General features: G+C 61.7%; 11 protein-coding genes. 10 read left to right on the top strand and 1 reads right to left on the bottom strand.

What is annotated here, in order from left to right; genetic code table 11:
• Nucleotides 1-530: 530 nt before the first annotated feature.
• Entirely contained in the window at nt 531-1412 is an 882-nt protein-coding gene (locus BCM02_RS08910; RefSeq protein WP_148928686.1) for a carbohydrate ABC transporter permease, read from the bottom strand.
• A gap of 398 nt (nt 1413-1810) precedes the next feature.
• On the opposite strand from BCM02_RS08910, the gene BCM02_RS08905 reads away from it, so the two are divergent.
• The 10 genes from BCM02_RS08905 to BCM02_RS08860 all read left to right on the top strand — a co-directional run bounded on the left by BCM02_RS08905 (nt 1811) and on the right by BCM02_RS08860 (nt 15577).
• Nucleotides 1811-2668, top strand: coding sequence for an ABC transporter permease (locus tag BCM02_RS08905; protein ID WP_281288161.1), 858 nt, complete (start codon nt 1811-1813; stop codon nt 2666-2668).
• A 174-nt stretch (nt 2669-2842) separates the two neighbouring features.
• On the top strand, nt 2843-4396 hold the full coding sequence (locus BCM02_RS08900) for an extracellular solute-binding protein (protein WP_148928684.1): 1554 nt from the start codon (nt 2843-2845) through the stop codon (nt 4394-4396).
• Between the two features lie 87 nt (nt 4397-4483).
• Nucleotides 4484-5632 carry a glycoside hydrolase family 88/105 protein gene (locus tag BCM02_RS08895; RefSeq protein WP_148928683.1) on the top strand — a complete coding sequence of 383 codons (1149 nt, stop codon included), beginning with the start codon at nt 4484-4486 and terminating at the stop codon, nt 5630-5632.
• Nucleotides 5629-7044, top strand: coding sequence for a glycoside hydrolase family 28 protein (locus tag BCM02_RS08890; RefSeq protein WP_148928682.1), 1416 nt, complete (start codon nt 5629-5631; stop codon nt 7042-7044). Before BCM02_RS08895 ends, BCM02_RS08890 begins: the two co-directional genes overlap by 4 nt.
• Nucleotides 7045-7190: 146 nt before the next feature.
• Entirely contained in the window at nt 7191-8015 is an 825-nt protein-coding gene (locus BCM02_RS08885) for a dienelactone hydrolase family protein (RefSeq protein ID WP_148928778.1), read from the top strand.
• Between the two features lie 36 nt (nt 8016-8051).
• Complete coding sequence (locus tag BCM02_RS08880; RefSeq protein WP_148928681.1) at nt 8052-9143, top strand: pectinesterase family protein; 1092 nt, start codon at nt 8052-8054, stop codon at nt 9141-9143.
• 5 nt (nt 9144-9148) lie between these two features.
• A complete protein-coding gene (locus BCM02_RS08875; RefSeq protein ID WP_148928680.1) occupies nt 9149-10762 on the top strand; it encodes a glycoside hydrolase family 43 protein in 1614 nt (537 codons plus the stop codon).
• 255 nt (nt 10763-11017) lie between these two features.
• Nucleotides 11018-12376 carry a hypothetical protein gene (locus tag BCM02_RS08870; RefSeq protein WP_148928679.1) on the top strand — a complete coding sequence of 453 codons (1359 nt, stop codon included), beginning with the start codon at nt 11018-11020 and terminating at the stop codon, nt 12374-12376.
• Between the two features lie 116 nt (nt 12377-12492).
• Nucleotides 12493-14298, top strand: a complete 1806-nt coding sequence (locus BCM02_RS08865; protein WP_187434087.1) for an ABC transporter substrate-binding protein — start codon at nt 12493-12495, stop codon at nt 14296-14298.
• Nucleotides 14299-14338: 40 nt separating this feature from the next.
• Nucleotides 14339-15577 carry a sensor histidine kinase gene (locus BCM02_RS08860; RefSeq protein ID WP_148928677.1) on the top strand — a complete coding sequence of 413 codons (1239 nt, stop codon included), beginning with the start codon at nt 14339-14341 and terminating at the stop codon, nt 15575-15577.
• Nucleotides 15578-16181 lie beyond the last annotated feature (604 nt).

Here is a 16181-nt window from a genome sequence, read left to right as displayed (position 1 = left end):
CGCACATCCACACGGGATTGCGGCTTTTCTTTGCTAAGGATAGGTAAAGCGCGTCCGCGCAAGCGGACGAAAGCGAAGGTCAGCACGTAGCCGCATCAAGCCCCATCCCCCTACAGGACACTACCCAAGGCAAAACGTAACGAACGAAGCTCGAACAAGAGCCAGTCCGGAGGACTAGCGGGCTTTCCTCGAAAGGGGCAACCTTCTGGTTCCCCTCGGCGGGGGCAATGCTGTTAGGTTAAGGAAAAAACGTCCGGTGAGCCACCCGGGGCCCATAGTTGACAGGCTGATGACTTAGGATTGCCTTCAAAACCAATTGAAGCTTTGTCCGTCAGGACAAAAGCGTGCCCCGCTCAAGCCCAACCGCCGACCGCGAACAAGTGCGACAGCACGAAAAAGGGAGTCCAGAGGGCAAAGCCCTATGGTTCCCCTCAGCGGAGGGGGAAGGGGGAGGGAGCAATAAAAGTCGGGTCAAAGGGCGAAGCCCTCTTAACCTGACAGCATTACGGCGGGGGTAAGGGGGAGCGCCACTACCCTTTTACCGCCCCGATCAGCGCGCCTTTCACAAAATGCTTCTGTACGAACGGATAGGCGATCAGCATCGGGAGCGTGGCGACGACGATGACGGCCATCTTGATCGTTTGCGCGGGCGGGATGACGTCGACCGAGGTGCCTTCGGCCTGCATGCCGCTCGAGACGAGCACGATCTGGCGCAGGAGTACCTGGATCGGCCACTTGGCGGAATCCATAATGTAGAGAATCGCGTTCATGTATGTGTTCCAATAGGTGACCGCATAGAACAGGGAGATCGTCGCGATTGACGGAATGGCCAGCGGCAGCATGATGCGGAAGAAGACGCCGAAGTCGTTCGAGCCGTCGATCTTGGCCGATTCCTCCAAGCCTTCCGGCAGCGCCTGGAAGAAGTTGCGCATGATGATCAGATTGAAGGCATTGACCGCCACGGGCACGATCATCGACCAGTACGAATCGATGAGGCCGAAATATTTGACGACGAGGAAGGTCGGAATCATCCCCCCGCTGAACAGCATGGAGAAGACGACGACGAAATTAATGAAATCGCGGCCGTACAAATATTTGCGGGACAGGCCGTACGCCATGAGGGCGGTGAGCGCCATGCTGACGACCGTGCCGACGACGGTGACGCCGATCGAGACGGCCAGTCCCTTGAACAGGGTCGGCGTGGAGAGCACGTACCGGTAAGCGTCGAGCGAGAACGTCGTCGGGAATAGGATGAACTTCTTGGCGACGACCTCCTGCGTGGATGCGAACGAGCTTGCGAATACATTCAGAAACGGGACCAGGCAAATGAGGGCGATCAGCGTCAAAGCCGTATTGTTCGCGGCGTGGAACAGCCGGCTGCCCGCGGACGATCGTTTGCGAGATGTCGACATGCGGTTGTCCTCCTTGGGATGTAAGATATCTCGACTGTACCAAGCCGCTCGCATTCCGTATATAATCCGCAGCCGAGGTGTTCCTCTAGCGGGACTTGCAGGGGGCGGCGAGGGTGGCCTGAGGGCGATAATCATGAGCTCAGGCGGTTGTCATCAGCCCAGATGCGCTTGTCCGAAACGTTGCAACGGCGGGCTGCGCGGCGGTGCGTGTTCAAATGATTATGTACGGAACGCCGCTTACGCTCTACGCTTAGGACATGAACGGCAGCGCTTACAAGGAGGAGTTACGAATGCAGGAAACCGTCGCGCCGCAGGTCTCGCTCTCGCCTGCCCGCATCCGCAAGAAGAGAGCCGCCATCCCGTGGAAGGAGATCCGGCGCAACAAGCTGCTCTATCTGATGATACTGCCCGGCTTCCTATTTTTTATCGCGTTCAAGTACTTGCCGATGGGCGGACTCGTCATCGCGTTCCAGGATTACCAGCCTTTCCTCGGCATCAAGGATAGTCCGTGGGTCGGCTTCAAGCATTTCGAGCGGCTGTTCACCGAACCGACGTTTTGGATGCTGCTGCGCAACACGCTCGTGTTGTTCTTCATGAACATCGTCTTTTTCTTCCCGCTGCCGATTATATTGGCGCTCATGCTCAACGAGGTCCGGCATCGGTTCTTCAAAGGCGCGGTGCAGACGATCATTTACATTCCGCACTTCCTCTCCTGGGTCATCATCGTCTCGATCTGCTACGTGTTCCTGACCGTGGACGGCGGGGTCGTCAACGAGCTGTTGGCCGCCATGGGCTTCGCCAAGATCAACTTCCTTACCTCGGCGGAGTGGCTGCGCACGATGTACATCGGCCAGATCATCTGGAAGGAGCTCGGCTGGTCGACCATCATCTTCATCTCGGCGATCACGGTCGTCGATCCGCAGCTGTACGAGGCGGCGGAGATGGACGGCGCGGGGCGTCTGCGGAAAATGTGGCACGTGACGCTGCCCGCGATTCGTCCGGTCATCATCACGCTGCTTATTCTGAAGATCGGCAGCACGCTCGACCTCGGGTTCGAGCATATGTATCTGCTGCTCAACTCGCTGAACCGCGAGGTGGCGGAAATATTCGATACGTACATTTACACGGCGGGCCTCAAGAACGGGCAGCTTAGCTACAGCACGACCGTCGGCTTGTTCAAAGGGCTGGTCGGCCTCATTCTCGTCATCCTCGCCAACAAGCTGGCGAAGAAGATGGGCGAGGACGGCGTGTACTAAGGGGAAAGGCTCGCTTCCGAGCGTGAACGCCTCGAATTCAACCCGCAGGCCGGGCCTCAATGTTTTAATCTTAACCAAGACAACATGGCCGACGCCTGGCGGGAGGAAGATAGCAGGACTACGACGGCATGACATGACATAAGGGCGCTTATTCAATCAAGGGGGAATGGAACAATGACGAAGAGAACGTGGAAGCAAACGGCGGCCCTGCTGCTCGGCGGCGCGATGCTGCTCAGCGCTTGCGGCGACGGCGGTAATTCGGCCGGCAACGGGAACTCGGCCGAGCCGGCCAAGTCGAATAACGGGGCGAATGGCGCGAACGCGGACGACAAGCAAGCCGAGAAGGCCAAGATCACCTGGCTGAACATCCTGCATACCGCCTCGCCGCCGACCGATACGGTGCTGAACAAGATCGAGGAGCTGACCAATACCGATCTGACCTTCTCCTGGGTGCCGGACGCGTCGAAGGAGGAGCGCATCAACACGTCGCTCGCCTCCGACTCGCTGGCGGATATCGTGACGCTGACGATTCTGGACAATTCGTCGGTGCGCAGCGCGCTCAAATCCGGCATGTTCTGGGACGTCGGTCCGTTCCTCGACGAGTTCGAGAACTTGGCGCAGATTTCCCCGGATACGCGCACCTCGGCCTCGATCGAAGGCAAGCTGTACGGCATTCCGTTCCAGAAGGCGATGGCCCGCAACGGAGTCGTCATCCGCAAAGATTGGCTGGATAAGCTGAGCTTGCCGGTGCCGAAGACGACCGACGAGCTGATGAACGTCGCCAAGGCGTTCACGGAGCAGGATCCGGACGGCAACGGGCAAAAGGATACGACGGGCTTCGTCGACCGCAGCGATCTGGTGTTCGGTGCGTTCAAGACGCTCGGCTCCTATTTCGGCACGCCGAATATCTGGAAGGAAGAGAACGGCAAAGCGATCGCGGAGTTCGAAACCGAGAGCTACGTCAATACGATGAACTACATGAAGCAGCTGTACGACAACGGGTATATCAACCAGGATTTCGCGGTCACGGCCAAGACGGACCAGCAGCAGAAGTTCGCCCAAGGCAAGGCGGGCATCTACGTCGGCGCCTTGTTCGACAGCAAGAACCTGCTCAACATGGCTAAAGGCGTGCAGGACAACATGGAGCTGGTCATGGTGAACGATATGACGGCGCAGGGCCAGCAGCGCGCGATCTGGAGCGGCAACAACGGAATCGGAGGCCTGCTCTCGTTCCCTCGCTCGGAGGTGAAGGACGAAGCCGAGCTGAAGCGCGTTCTGCAATTCGTCAACGATCTGATGAGCGAAGAGGCGTACGCCCTCATGACGTACGGCATCGAAGGCACGCACTATACGAAGGATGCCGAGCAAGCCGTCACGATCAGCAACACGGATCTGTGGCAGCAGGAGGTGCAGCCGTTCGCCGCGTCCCGGCCGAAGGAAGTCGGCTACAAGATTCACGACGCGGACCCGCTCAAGAAAGAGGCCGACAAGCTGATCGCGGACAACGCGAATTACGCGGTGCTGAACCCGTTCTACTCGCTGGAAGCGCCGACATGGTCCTCGCAGGGCTCCGAGCTGCAGAAGATCATTACCGACGCGACGTACAAGTACATTCTGGGCAAAGCGACGCTGGACGACTTCAAGGCGGCGATCGAGAGCTGGAAGAAGGCCGGCGGCGCGAGCGTCGTCAGCGAATACGAAGCGGCTTACGCCAAAGTGCAAGGTTAACTGAAGACGACGTAATGAAGGGGGTCCTGCCCGCCCGCGGCTGCGATGGGCGCGGCGGGACCTGTTTACGAGAACGAGGAGGTTATCATGGAGAGATCGAAATGGGCGATCCGCACGGCGGAGACGGTAATGGCGCGCACGCCGCGCCTGGACGAGGGCAAAGGCTACGACGGCAAATGGTCGTACGATTACGGCGTCGTGCTGCGAGGCTTCCGGCAGTTGTGGAAATTCACCGGCGAGCAGCGGTATTTCCGTTACATCCAAGACAACATGGACGCGTTCGTCGGCGAGGACGGCACCGTTCGCGGCTACCGGGCGGACGAATACAACATCGACCATATCAATAACGGCAAGCTGCTGATCGACCTGTGGCGCGAGACGGGCGAGGAGAAGTATAAGCTGGCCGCGGCGTCGCTTCGCGAGCAGCTGCGCACGCATCCCCGCACGTCGGAGGGCGCATTCTGGCACAAGCAGATTTATCCGTATCAAATTTGGCTGGATGGCTTGTATATGGGCGCGCCGTTCTATCTCGACTACCTGCTGACGTTCGAGAACGGCGAAGGGCAAGGCGACGTGACGAAGCAGTTCATCCTGTGCGAGAAGCATACGCGCGACGCGCGGACGGGGCTGCTCTACCACGCTTGGGACGAGAAGCGCGAGCAGCCGTGGAGCGATCCGGCGACCGGCTTGTCGCCGTGCTTCTGGGGGCGTTCGATGGGTTGGTTCGTCATGGCGCTGGCCGACGTGCTGGAGCTGCTGCCGGAGAGCCATCAGGACCGAGGCGAGCTGGAGCGGATTCTTCGCGATGCGCTGACGGCGCTGCGTGGCGTGCAGGACGCCGATTCGGGCGTCTGGTATCAAGTGCTGGACCAAGGAGGACGCAAAGGCAATTACCTGGAGGCGTCGGCGTCGTCGATGATCGTGCTGGCCATCGCCAAAGGGCTGCGTCTGGGCGTGCTGGATTCGCATTGGAACGAGACGCTGGAGCATGCCTTCGCCGGGCTCATCGCGGAGTTCGTGCTGGAGACGAAGGAAGGCTGGGTCAACCTGAACAAGAACTGCATGGTGGCGGGGCTCGGCGGCGCGGACCGCCGCGACGGGACGTACGCGTATTATATCAGCGAACCGATTATCGCGAATGATCTGAAGGGGGTCGGCGCGTTCCTGCAGGCATGCGCGGAATACGAGCACGGCCGATCCGTGCCGATGCCCGCGGGGGAGGCCGGCCAAGCATGACGATCTACAATATCGCCGACTACGGCGCGGTCTCCGGCGGCGAAGCGCCGGCGACGGGCGCGTTCGCGGCCGCCATCGAAGCGGCCGCCGCGGCTGGCGGCGGCATGGTCGTCGTGCCCGCCGGCACTTACTTGAGCGGGCCGATCCGCATGCGCAGCCACGTCGAGCTGCATCTGTCGCCAGGCGCGGTCATCGCGTTCAGCACCGATCCGGCGGATTACGCGCCGGTCGACTCCCGCTGGGAGGGCGTCCGGCGTCCGGTCTACGCGTCGTGCATCTATGGGTCGGACCTTACGAACGTCGCCGTGACCGGCTTCGGCAAGCTGGACGGCCGCGGCGAGCCGTGGTGGAAGCTGCACCGGGAGCGGCGGGAGGCGCTCGCCTTTCCGCGTCCGAAGCTGATCAGCTTCGACCGTTGCCGTCGCGTGACGCTGCGCGATCTCACGCTCGTCGACAGCCCGAGCTGGACGGTCAATCCGATCGAGTGCGAGGACGTGACGATCGACAACTTGAGCATCCATAACCCGGCGGATTCGCCGAACACGGACGGCATCAACCCCGAGTCGTGCCGCAACGTGCGCATCAGCGGTTGCCATATCGACGTCGGCGACGACTGCATCGCGATCAAGGCGGGTACGGAGGATACGGCCGACCGGATCCCGTGCGAGAATATCACGATCACGGGCTGCACGATGGTGCACGGACACGGCGGCGTCGTGCTCGGCAGCGAGATGAGCGGCAGCATTCGCCGGGTTGCCATCTCGAACTGCATCTTCATGGGCACCGATCGCGGCATCCGGCTCAAGTCGCGGCGCGGGCGGGGCGGAATCGTGGAAGACATCCGGGTCAGCAACGTCGTGATGGAGGACGTCATCTGCCCGTTCATTCTGAAGCTGTATTACTTCTGCGGGCCCAAAGGCAAGGACCAATATGTCTGGGACAAAAATCCATATCCCGTTACGGAGGAGACGCCTTGCTTCCGGCGCATTCACTTCAGCGGCATCACCGCCCGGGGCGTGCGCGCGTCGGCCGGCTTCCTATATGGCCTCGCCGAGCAGTATATCAGCGAGATCACGTTCGATAACATCGACATCTCCATGGCGCAGGATCCCGAGCCGGAATACCCGGCGATGATGGACGGCATTCCGAAGATGAGCCGGCGCGGCTTCTATCTCGGCAACGTGCGGGATATCCGGTTCAGCAAGGTGACGGTGGAGGATCACGACGGTCCGGCCTTCTATCTGGAGCATGCCGAGGGCGTGGAGCTGGACGGCTGCCGATCCGTGCGGACGCGCAAGCCGGAGCCGCTCGTGCAGCGGGCCGAGGAAACAGGCGGCGGCATCGCGGCTGAAGCGACGCAAGCGGAGATCGCGGCGGGCTCGCAAGGTGCCGGCGGCGGGGAGCCGTCTTGAGCCGGCGGGCAGAGCTGCTGCGGCTGCTCGGCATCGCGGGCCGATCTGGCCAGCGGCCGGGCGATTGGAGCGGAGGTGCCGGATCGGAAGGGCACGACGAGCCGGCTGCCCCGAATCAAGGCGGCCAGCCGGGGCCGCGTCTTGAGCTGCTGCGCAGCGAGACGCGCGCTGATTATCGCCTCGACACGCTGCTGCTCGAGGTCGGCGATGACGAGTTTGCCCCGATTGACCTGGCGCTGCCGCTGCAAGGCGACGGGCCGTTCCCGCTCGTCATCGTGAACCATTCGCACGGCGGGGACTATGAGCGCGGTCGGCGCGAGATGAGCGCGAGCGGCTCATATTTGCAGCAGCCCTCGTACGCCGAAGCGCTGACGGGGATGGGGTACGCGGCATGCTGCATGGATATGCGCCTGTTCGGCGACCGCGGCGGAAGGACGGAGAGCGAATTGTTCAAGGAGCTGCTCTGGCGCGGCCAAGTATTGTGGGGGCTGATGGTCGGAGATACGCTCCGTCTTGTGGACGCGATGGCGGCCCGCGAGGATATCGATGCGTCGCGCATCGGCACGCTCGGCATGTCGATGGGCGGGCTGATGGCCTGGTGGCTGGCCGCCCTTGATACGCGCATCCGCGTCGTCGTCGATATTTGCGGCCAAGTGGAGGCGGAGACGCTGATCATGAAACGCGGTCTTGACCATCATGGCCTGTATTCCTATGTGCCCGGTCTGCTGCAATCGTTCGCAACGCTCGATATTCAGCGGCTGATCGCGCCGAGGCCGCGCATGAGCTTGAACGGCCGGAGCGACCGTCTCTGCCCGCTCGAAGGCGTGAGGCTCTTGGACGCGGGGCTTCGGGAAGCCTACGCGGAAGCGGGGGCAGCAGACAACTGGCAGTCGATCGTCGGAGGCGGCGGCCATCGGGAGACGGCGGAGATGCGTGCGCGCTGGCAGCGGTTTCTGCGGGAGCATCTATAGACAGGGAGCCGCGCGAGAAGGAAGGAGAGGCGCTTTATGCTTGTAGGGCCTTATCCCGGCTGCGATTACGCCACCATTCAAGCGGCGGTCGACGAGCTGGAACGCCGGACGCCTGCGGTGACGGACACGCTGACGATTCTGCCCGGCGTCTACGAGGAGAATGTTCGCGTCTACCGCTCGGATCTTCGCATCGTCGGGATCGGCAAGGTGGTGATCCGCGGCCGCTTATCGGCCCGGCAGCCGGATAAGCGGGGCGAGCCGCTCGGCACGTTCGGCACGGCGACCTTGTTCCTCGGAGGCAGCCGGATCGAGATGGAGAACGTGACGGTCGAGAACGCCGCCGGCTGCGGCGATCTCGTCGGCCAGGCGGTGGCGCTGTACGCCCACTGCGACGAAGCGGTATTCCGGAACTGCGCGTTCCTGGGCTGCCAGGATACGCTGTGCACCGGTCCGCTCCCGGAGACGTCGGCCGAGGGGAAGCCCTTCGGCGGCATCCCGATTCGGGAGCGGCATTCGCGCTGCCGCCAGCTTTACATCGGTTGCCGGATCGAAGGCACGGTCGATTTTATTTTCGGCGGGGCGACGGCCTTGTTCGAGCGCTGCCAGCTTCATGCGCGCAAGCGGCTCGGCGGCGGACCCGTGTATGTCACGGCCGCTTCCACCCCGGCCGGCGGGGAGCATGGCTACGTGTTCCGCGATTGTCTATTGACGGCGGAGGAAGGCGCGGCGCAGATCTATCTCGGCCGGCCGTGGCGGGAGGCGGCGAAGACCGATTACGTTGGCTGCTTGTACGGTGCGCCGCTCCATCCGGATCGCTGGGACGACTGGGAGAAGCCGCATGCCCGCGTCGCCGCGAGGTATCGGGAATTCGGCTGCCGCTCGCTCCTCGATGCGTCATCCGGGCGTTCGGACGAAGGAACGGACGGCCGGTTGGATGAGCGTACCGCCAATGCGGGGCCTCCGGATCGACATCGTCTGCCAAGCGCAGCCGCGGTGCCCGAACGACTCGCGAATGCTCCGCACGGGAATGACGACTTCGGCCTGCGCTCGGACCGAATACCGGCTGGGTTGGAGGCTGCCGATCTATTTCGGGACAGCGCATTTCTAAATAAGAATAGAGAGGGATGAGCGAGATGAACGAGCAAACGGCCGCGGGCATCGCGAAAGCCGCGGAAGGAAGAGGCGTGATCGCCAACCCGGTGCTGCGCGGCTTTAATCCAGATCCTTACATGCTGCGCGCGGAAGGGAAGTATCTCATCGCGGTATCGTCCTTCGAGTGGCTGCCCGGCGTGAGAGTGTACGAATCCGCGGATTTGAACAGCTGGACGCATCGAGCGGATTTGCTGACGGACCAGGTCGACCTGCGCGGCAATCCGAAGAACGGCAGCATTTGGGCGCCGCAGCTAAGCTGGAACGAGGGACGTTACTATCTGGTCTATACCGACGTGAAGAGCACGCGGCGTCCCTTCAAGGACAGCCACAATTACCTGATTACCGCCACGTCGCTGGACGGCCCATGGTCGGCGCCTGTCTATCTGAACAGCAGCGGCTTCGATCCGTCCTTGTTCCACGACGATGACGGCCGCAAGTGGCTGCTGAACGAGATTTGGGATTACCGGCTCGAGACGAGCAACAAGTCGGCCGGCATCGTCATGCAGGAATACGATCCGATCGGGCAGGCGCTGATCGGCGAGCCGGTGAGGCTGTTCGACGGCACGCACCTGGCGAAGACGGAGGCGCCGCATATTTACAAGCGGGACGGCTGGTACTACCTCATCACCGCAGAGGGCGGGACAGGTACGGGCCATGCCGTGACGGTGTTGCGTTCCCGCCAGCTGGCGGGGCCTTACGAGGTCGACCCGGCATTCCCGATGATGACCGCGAGCGACACGCCGGACTGGCCGCTGCAATGCGCGGGCCACGGCAGCCTTGTCGAGACGCCGGAGGGCGAATGGTACATGGCGCATCTATGCACGCGGCCGGTGGACGGGAAATACGCCATACTCGGCCGGGAGACCGCTATCCAGAAGGTGGAATGGACCGAGGACGGCTGGCTCCGCCTGCATGGCGGCGGAACGCTGCCGCTGCTCGAGACGCCTGCCCCTGCGGGAGACGCGCATGCGCCGTCCTCCGCGCATGCGCCTTCCCTGTTCGAAGACCGCTTCGACGGGCCATCCTTGCACAACAATTGGAACACGCTGCGGATTCTGAAGGACGAGAGCTGGTGCTCCCTTGCGGCGCGTGCGGGCTATCTCAGAATCATCGCCGGCGAATCGCCGCAGACGTTGTTCCGGCATCATATGGTGGCGATCCGCCAGACGGAGATCTCCTTCCGGGCGGAGACGACGTTGGATTACGCGCCGTCCTCCTATTTGCAAATGGCCGGATTGCTGCTCTATTTGAACGACGAGAATTACGTGTACGCCTGCGTGACGCATGACGAGCGACAAGGCCGCGTCGTCCGGCTCATGCGCTGCGCGGCCGACGTCTTCACGCTGCTGCCGGATGTTATCTTGGTGCCGGGCGACGGGGAGGTTAGCCTCGCCGTGGAAGCGGACGGCATTCAAGCGAGGTTCAGCTGCCGCGCGGACGGCGAAGCTTGGCAGCCGCTCGGCGAAGAGCTCGCGATCGACTTTCTGTCCGGCGGCTTCACCGGCAACTTCATCGGCATCGGCGCGCACGACATGTACCGCACCGGCGGCAGTCATGCTGATTTCGCGGAGTTCCGCTACGAGGGCCGGGCTTAGTACGGCAGGCTTTGGTTGTCCGCATGGAGGACGGCGCTGGCGAAAGTCTCCGTGATCGGGGGGCTTTGCCGTCGGCCGCGAGTCGCGGAATTGTGAACGGAATAATCATGGAAGAGCGTACGCGAAAAGCCGCAGATTTGCGGTTTTTTGCCGTTCTCCCCTTACCACGTCACTTCTGTCCCATTCGCGCCAGGTTGTAGAATAAGCCAGCGCCCGAATATAGTCAGATGACGTTTTCTAAAGGGAGGGACGCAGATGGCGATAAACCTTGGAGGATTGGAAAGGCGCGCCAAGAGCGCGATAAACGACGTGACGAACGCCACGACGACGCTAATTGACAACACCGTACAGGACGTTGACTTCATTCTTCGGCGCGTCGGGGATTGCGCGAGAGCGGTGGATAGCATTCGCGTGCGGGTTGCGAATCGGGCGATTCAGTACCAGACGACGGCCATGCGCATCTTGATTCAGAATCAGGTGCTCCCCGTGGAGACCATTGACCAAGTGTTCCGCCGGATCGCCCGGCAAATCCAAAGGGATCCGAATCCGCGGGTGTTTCATTACAGAAATCCGGAGGCGGCGATCTGGTTAAGGACCCAGCGTCCGGATGTGGTGCAAATTAATCCGAACACGCACAACTTTCCTGCCAATCGCTGGCCCTATATCTTCATTCATGGCGCGGGAAGGGGCGGAACGGCGGAGGAAGCTCGTTTCTTTTACGAAGACTTCGAGATCAATGCCCGCATGTTCAACCCCGTATTCGCGAATAGTCCCAATTATAGGGCGAATGCGGACATTTATCTGGTCGCCTACGACGCGCAGATCGAAGGCGAGGATGAGTTGATCATCCGGCGAGCCCTAGCGACCGTATTGGGCCAAGCGATTACCGGTTCGAGCCCCGATTTATTCCTGGCCGTCATGTGGAAGGAGTTCGAGCGGCGGGCGATCGTCACCGCCGACCGCGCGCTGCTGCCGATGTTTAACCGAATGGCTGGCCAAACGTTCCGCAATGCCGGTTTGATCACGCACTCCTTGGGCTGTCTCGTAGGCGCGCAGGCGGCGGAACGCTTCATCCGGGCTCAGCCCAACGCCAATGTGCTGACGTTCTGGTACTGCATGGCGGCCGCGCTGCCGTCCGATGCGTTCACGACGACGGGCGCGTTCAACAACGCGCCGAGGATCGCGGGGGTCGCGGATGGGATACGACAAGGCACGAGCGTATGGTTCTCCTACTTGGATGCGGTGCTGCTGTTTGCCTACACGCTCGCGAACAAGCATTTGGCGCTCGGCGTAACGGGCGCGCTGGAGTCTAAAAATCCATTAACGGATTTCAATGTGACCGATATTGTCGGGCCGGTCCACGATTTGAATATTGCCGACCCTTCGCGCGGCTATTTCAATTTGCTCGCATCCGAGATCCAGCGGGCTCTCTTCACGGGCAGCATCCGATCGGCGGCGGGCGTCGGCCGGATCGTGGCGAAACGGCCAAGCAAGCGGATCGCCGCGAAGCGGCCAGTCAAGCGGTCAAAAGCGCCTAAAGGCATCGCGACGCGGAAGACGGTGATCAAAAGAGGGAAGAAGCATTCCGCCATATGGAGTCCGCAGGAAGAATAAAAGCGCGTCGCCCTTGTTCCCGAATCATGTACTGTTCAAAAGAGGATTAACCATGTATACTCTCGTCAATAGACTTCCTCTTTTAGGAACGACTCGTATGCGTGGGAGGGCTCTCCGTGCAGCTATTGACGACGGAACGTTATTTGACTTTGTTTAACCGATTCTCGCCGGGGTCCGCAGCCGGCATGCCGATCGAAGCGACGCTGGATGAAGTCGCGGAGACGCTGTTCTGCACGGCGCGCAACGCGCGGCTCATCGTGCGGAAGCTGGAGGAAGAGGGGCTGATCGAGTGGCGGCCGGGCCTTGGCCGAGGCAACCGGTCGCAGATCGTCTTTCGACGAGACCAAGAAGCTTATCTGCTCGAGATCGCGCGCGGGCAGGCGGAGAGCGGGGATTATAAGCAAGCATTCGACTTGCTGGAGACGCACGGGCAAGGCGCGGAGACGCGGGAGAGTTTCCTGGCCTGGCTGAACGGGCAGTTCGGCTATCGCAAAGAGGCGCGCGGCGAAGGAGGCCGGGCGATGGACGCCCTCGTCTTCCCGATTAACCAGCAGACGAGCACGCTCGATCCGGCCGAGCTCTATTACGCCATGGACGCGCAGATCATTCGCCAAGTGTTCGACCGGCTGCTGCATTTCGACGCGGACGGCAGGCGGATCGTCGGCGGGCTCGCGCATCATTGGACGTCCGGGGCGGACGCGACCGAGTGGACCTTCTACTTGCGCAAAGGCGTACGGTTCCATGACGGGCGGGAGTTGACGTCGGCCGACGTCCGCTACACGTTCGAGCGGCTGCGCGGCGCCACGAGCAACCGTTGGCTCATGCGCGGCGTCGCGGCAATCGAGACGGCGGGGACGCTCGTCGTCCGGTTCCGCTTGCATCGGCCGAACCGGATCTTCGACCGCTTCGTCTGTTCGGCGGCCGCCTCCATCGTGCAAGACGGATCGGGCGGAACGCTAGGGGGAGGCGAATGGCGGGGGCAGCCGGCCGGAACGGGGCCGTTCCGTCTCGCGCCGGGCACGCCGTTCCGGATCCGGCTGGAGGCGAATCCGGATTATTTTCATGGCCGCCCCTACCTCGACCGCGTCGACATGATCGTGATGCCGGATTATTGCCGTTCCGAATCGTTCGGCGTGCCGGCGGACCGGCATGGCGCGGATGCCGATCCGTATAGCGAAGCAACGGATGACTGGCAGAATATCGAGCAGCTGTGCAGGGGAAGCACCATGTTGAGCATGAACCTGGGTCGTTCGGGGCCGCAGCGGAGCGAACGATTCCGCCAAGCCGTACGGATGATTCTCGATGCCGGCGCTCTAATCGCCGAGATCGGCGGGGACCGGGCGATGCCGGCCTACGGATTCTGTCCCGAGACGAGCAGCGCTTACGAGCCGACCGCCTACGGCGAGGCTGACATTCGCGCCGCGCTGCAAGGCGCCGGTTACGACGGCGAGCCCTTCCGCCTATCGATTCACGAGAAGCATCGGGGTGACGCTCGCTGGATATGCGACCGGCTGGGCCGCTGGGGCATACGGACGGAGCTTGTCGTGCCATCCGGGGGCATTTGCGGCGCGCTCGACGAGGGCGCGGACGGCACGCTGATGAACATCGTGCTCGCCGAGGACGAGGTGTGCGAGATCGAGACGTACGAGCACGAGTCCGCCACGCTGAAGCGCTACTTGGACCCGGAACGCATGGCGTGGATCAACGGCCGGATCGACGAGGCGCTCGCGGCGGACACACCGGACGCGCGCCGCCGGATTTTCCGCGATATCGAGGGCAGACTGCGTGAAGAAGCGTGCGTCGTGTTCCTCTACCACCGCAGGTTGAACACGCTGCTTCACCCGTCGGTGCGCGGAGTCGTGCGGCTGAACGCGCTCGGGTGGATCGATTTCAAGGATGTATGGATGGAGCAGGCGGAATGAGCGGAACACGAGAACAACATGAGGAAGGTCAACCGGATCGATGAACGTCATTAAAGATTTTTTATTGCAAGTCGCGCTGATCGCGATGCCCGTCTTCGGCCATCAGATGCCGTGGGAGAAGAACAAGAAAGCGATCATGACGGTCTTGTGGGGCATTGCGCTCGTGGCGTGCATGACGTTCCCGGTCGGTTACGGGATGCAGTTCAGGCTCGATATCCGCATTATCCCGCTGCTGCTCGGCTTCCTCTACGGCGGAATCGGTACGGGGCTTTCGCTGACGGCTTTGCTGCTATTGTTTCGTCTATACTTGGGACTGGACGTCGGTTTCTATACGACGATGCTTACGGCGCTGTGCGGCATTCCGCCCATGGTGCTGTTTCGTCAAGCGTTCCTGAAAGGCGATTTGCGGCGCAGAATGCTAATCGCCTGCTCGCTGGCTGGCTTCTATTGCCTCATGGGCATCGGATGGTCGGCGCTGCTGCGCGGTTTCGCGCTCGACAACTTGAAGGTTCAAGCGGTCCAGCTCTTGTGCGTGCTGCTCACGACGTGGGTCGCGGTACGGCTGAACGATTTCGTCCATGAGGTCCAATTCGTGCGGATGGAAGCCGAGCGGCTGCGGACGATTAGCGCGCTGACCAGCCTGTTCGCGCACGAAATCCGCAATCCGATGCAGGCGACGCGCGGATTCCTCCAGCTGCTGGACGATCCGTCGCTATCGGAGAAGAAAAAGCAGTACATCCGGCTGTCGATCGGCGAATTGGACCGGGCGAACGCGATCATCGGCGATTACCTCTCTTTCGGCAAGCCGGCTTCGGCCCAAACGAGCATCGCGGAACTGGCGCACGAGCTGAACCGGGCCGCCAACGTCATGCAGCCGTATGTGGCCAATCAGGGCGTCTCGATACGAACGCTCGCGTATCCGGCGTGCAAGGCAAGCGTAAACCCGCAGCAATTCGGCCAACTCGTTATTAATTTGCTGAAGAACGCGATCGAATCGATGCCCGAAGGCGGCGAGATCGAGCTGAGCTGCATGCCGGACGGGGACAGCGCCGTCATCCGGGTCAAGGACGAGGGCGTCGGCATGACGCCGGAGCAGCTGGAGAGGATCGGTTCGCCGTTCTATTCGCTGAAGGAATCGGGGACGGGGCTGGGCATGATCGTCTGCTACCAAATCGTGAAGCAGTTCGGCGGCAAAATGACGGTCGAGAGCGAATACGGTAGCGGGACGGATGTAACCGTGCGGCTGCCGCTTATCGAGGAAGAGAAGCGAATCGAGTAGCAAAAGGGAGACATGCCGCATTGCGGTGGCTGTTTTTGTCGACTTCACGATCGCGAGCGAGCCTAAGGGGCGACAATGATGAGGTAAAGAAGGGGGAGCCGGCGACTGCCGGCTCCCCCTTCTTCGCATGGCAATTCTGTCAGGTTAAGGAAAAACGTCGGATGAAGCCAACTAGGGCCGTTAGTTGATAGGCTTAAGTCTTAGGAGGACTTCAAAACCTGCTGAAGCTTTGTCCGTCAGGACAAAAGCGTGCCCCGCTCAAGCCCAATCGCCGACCGCGAACAAGTGGGACAGCACGAAAAAGGGAGTCCTGAGCGTTTTCAAAGGAAAACGCACTTCGGAAGCACACGCTTTGGTTCCCCTCGGCGGAGGGGGAAGGGGGAGGCGGTAACAAATCTCGGGTCAAAGGGCGGAGCCCTCTTAACCTGACGGCATTGCTTCGCATGGAGGTGAATGGAGATTGGCGGAGCTTGCCTCGCGGGAGTGCCGGGGACCGAGAGACGAGGCGTGCGCGACCGGCTAGTCGCGATCGTCGGAGCGGGAATCCTTGTCATCGACATAACCGTAATCGAAATCGTAATCGTCATCACCGTAATCAATCGTC

It is taken from the genome of Paenibacillus methanolicus, from assembly GCF_008124765.1.
GTDB classification, from domain to species: Bacteria; Bacillota; Bacilli; order Paenibacillales; family Paenibacillaceae; genus Paenibacillus_Z; species Paenibacillus_Z methanolicus.
This window is presented reverse-complemented; position numbering and strand designations above follow the sequence as displayed.

Excerpts from the sequence above, each read along its gene's own strand:
- BCM02_RS08900 (WP_148928684.1), top strand. The coding sequence starts at position 2,843 with ATGACGAAGAGAACGTGGAAGCAAACGGCGGCCCTGCTGCTCGGCGGC.
- BCM02_RS08910 (WP_148928686.1), bottom strand. The coding sequence starts at position 1,412 with ATGTCGACATCTCGCAAACGATCGTCCGCGGGCAGCCGGCTGTTCCAC.
- BCM02_RS08895 (WP_148928683.1), top strand. The coding sequence starts at position 4,484 with ATGGAGAGATCGAAATGGGCGATCCGCACGGCGGAGACGGTAATGGCG.
- BCM02_RS08860 (WP_148928677.1), top strand. The coding sequence starts at position 14,339 with ATGAACGTCATTAAAGATTTTTTATTGCAAGTCGCGCTGATCGCGATG.
- BCM02_RS08890 (WP_148928682.1), top strand. The coding sequence starts at position 5,629 with ATGACGATCTACAATATCGCCGACTACGGCGCGGTCTCCGGCGGCGAA.
- BCM02_RS08880 (WP_148928681.1), top strand. The coding sequence starts at position 8,052 with ATGCTTGTAGGGCCTTATCCCGGCTGCGATTACGCCACCATTCAAGCG.
- BCM02_RS08870 (WP_148928679.1), top strand. The coding sequence starts at position 11,018 with ATGGCGATAAACCTTGGAGGATTGGAAAGGCGCGCCAAGAGCGCGATA.
- BCM02_RS08875 (WP_148928680.1), top strand. The coding sequence starts at position 9,149 with ATGAACGAGCAAACGGCCGCGGGCATCGCGAAAGCCGCGGAAGGAAGA.
- BCM02_RS08905 (WP_281288161.1), top strand. The coding sequence starts at position 1,811 with ATGATACTGCCCGGCTTCCTATTTTTTATCGCGTTCAAGTACTTGCCG.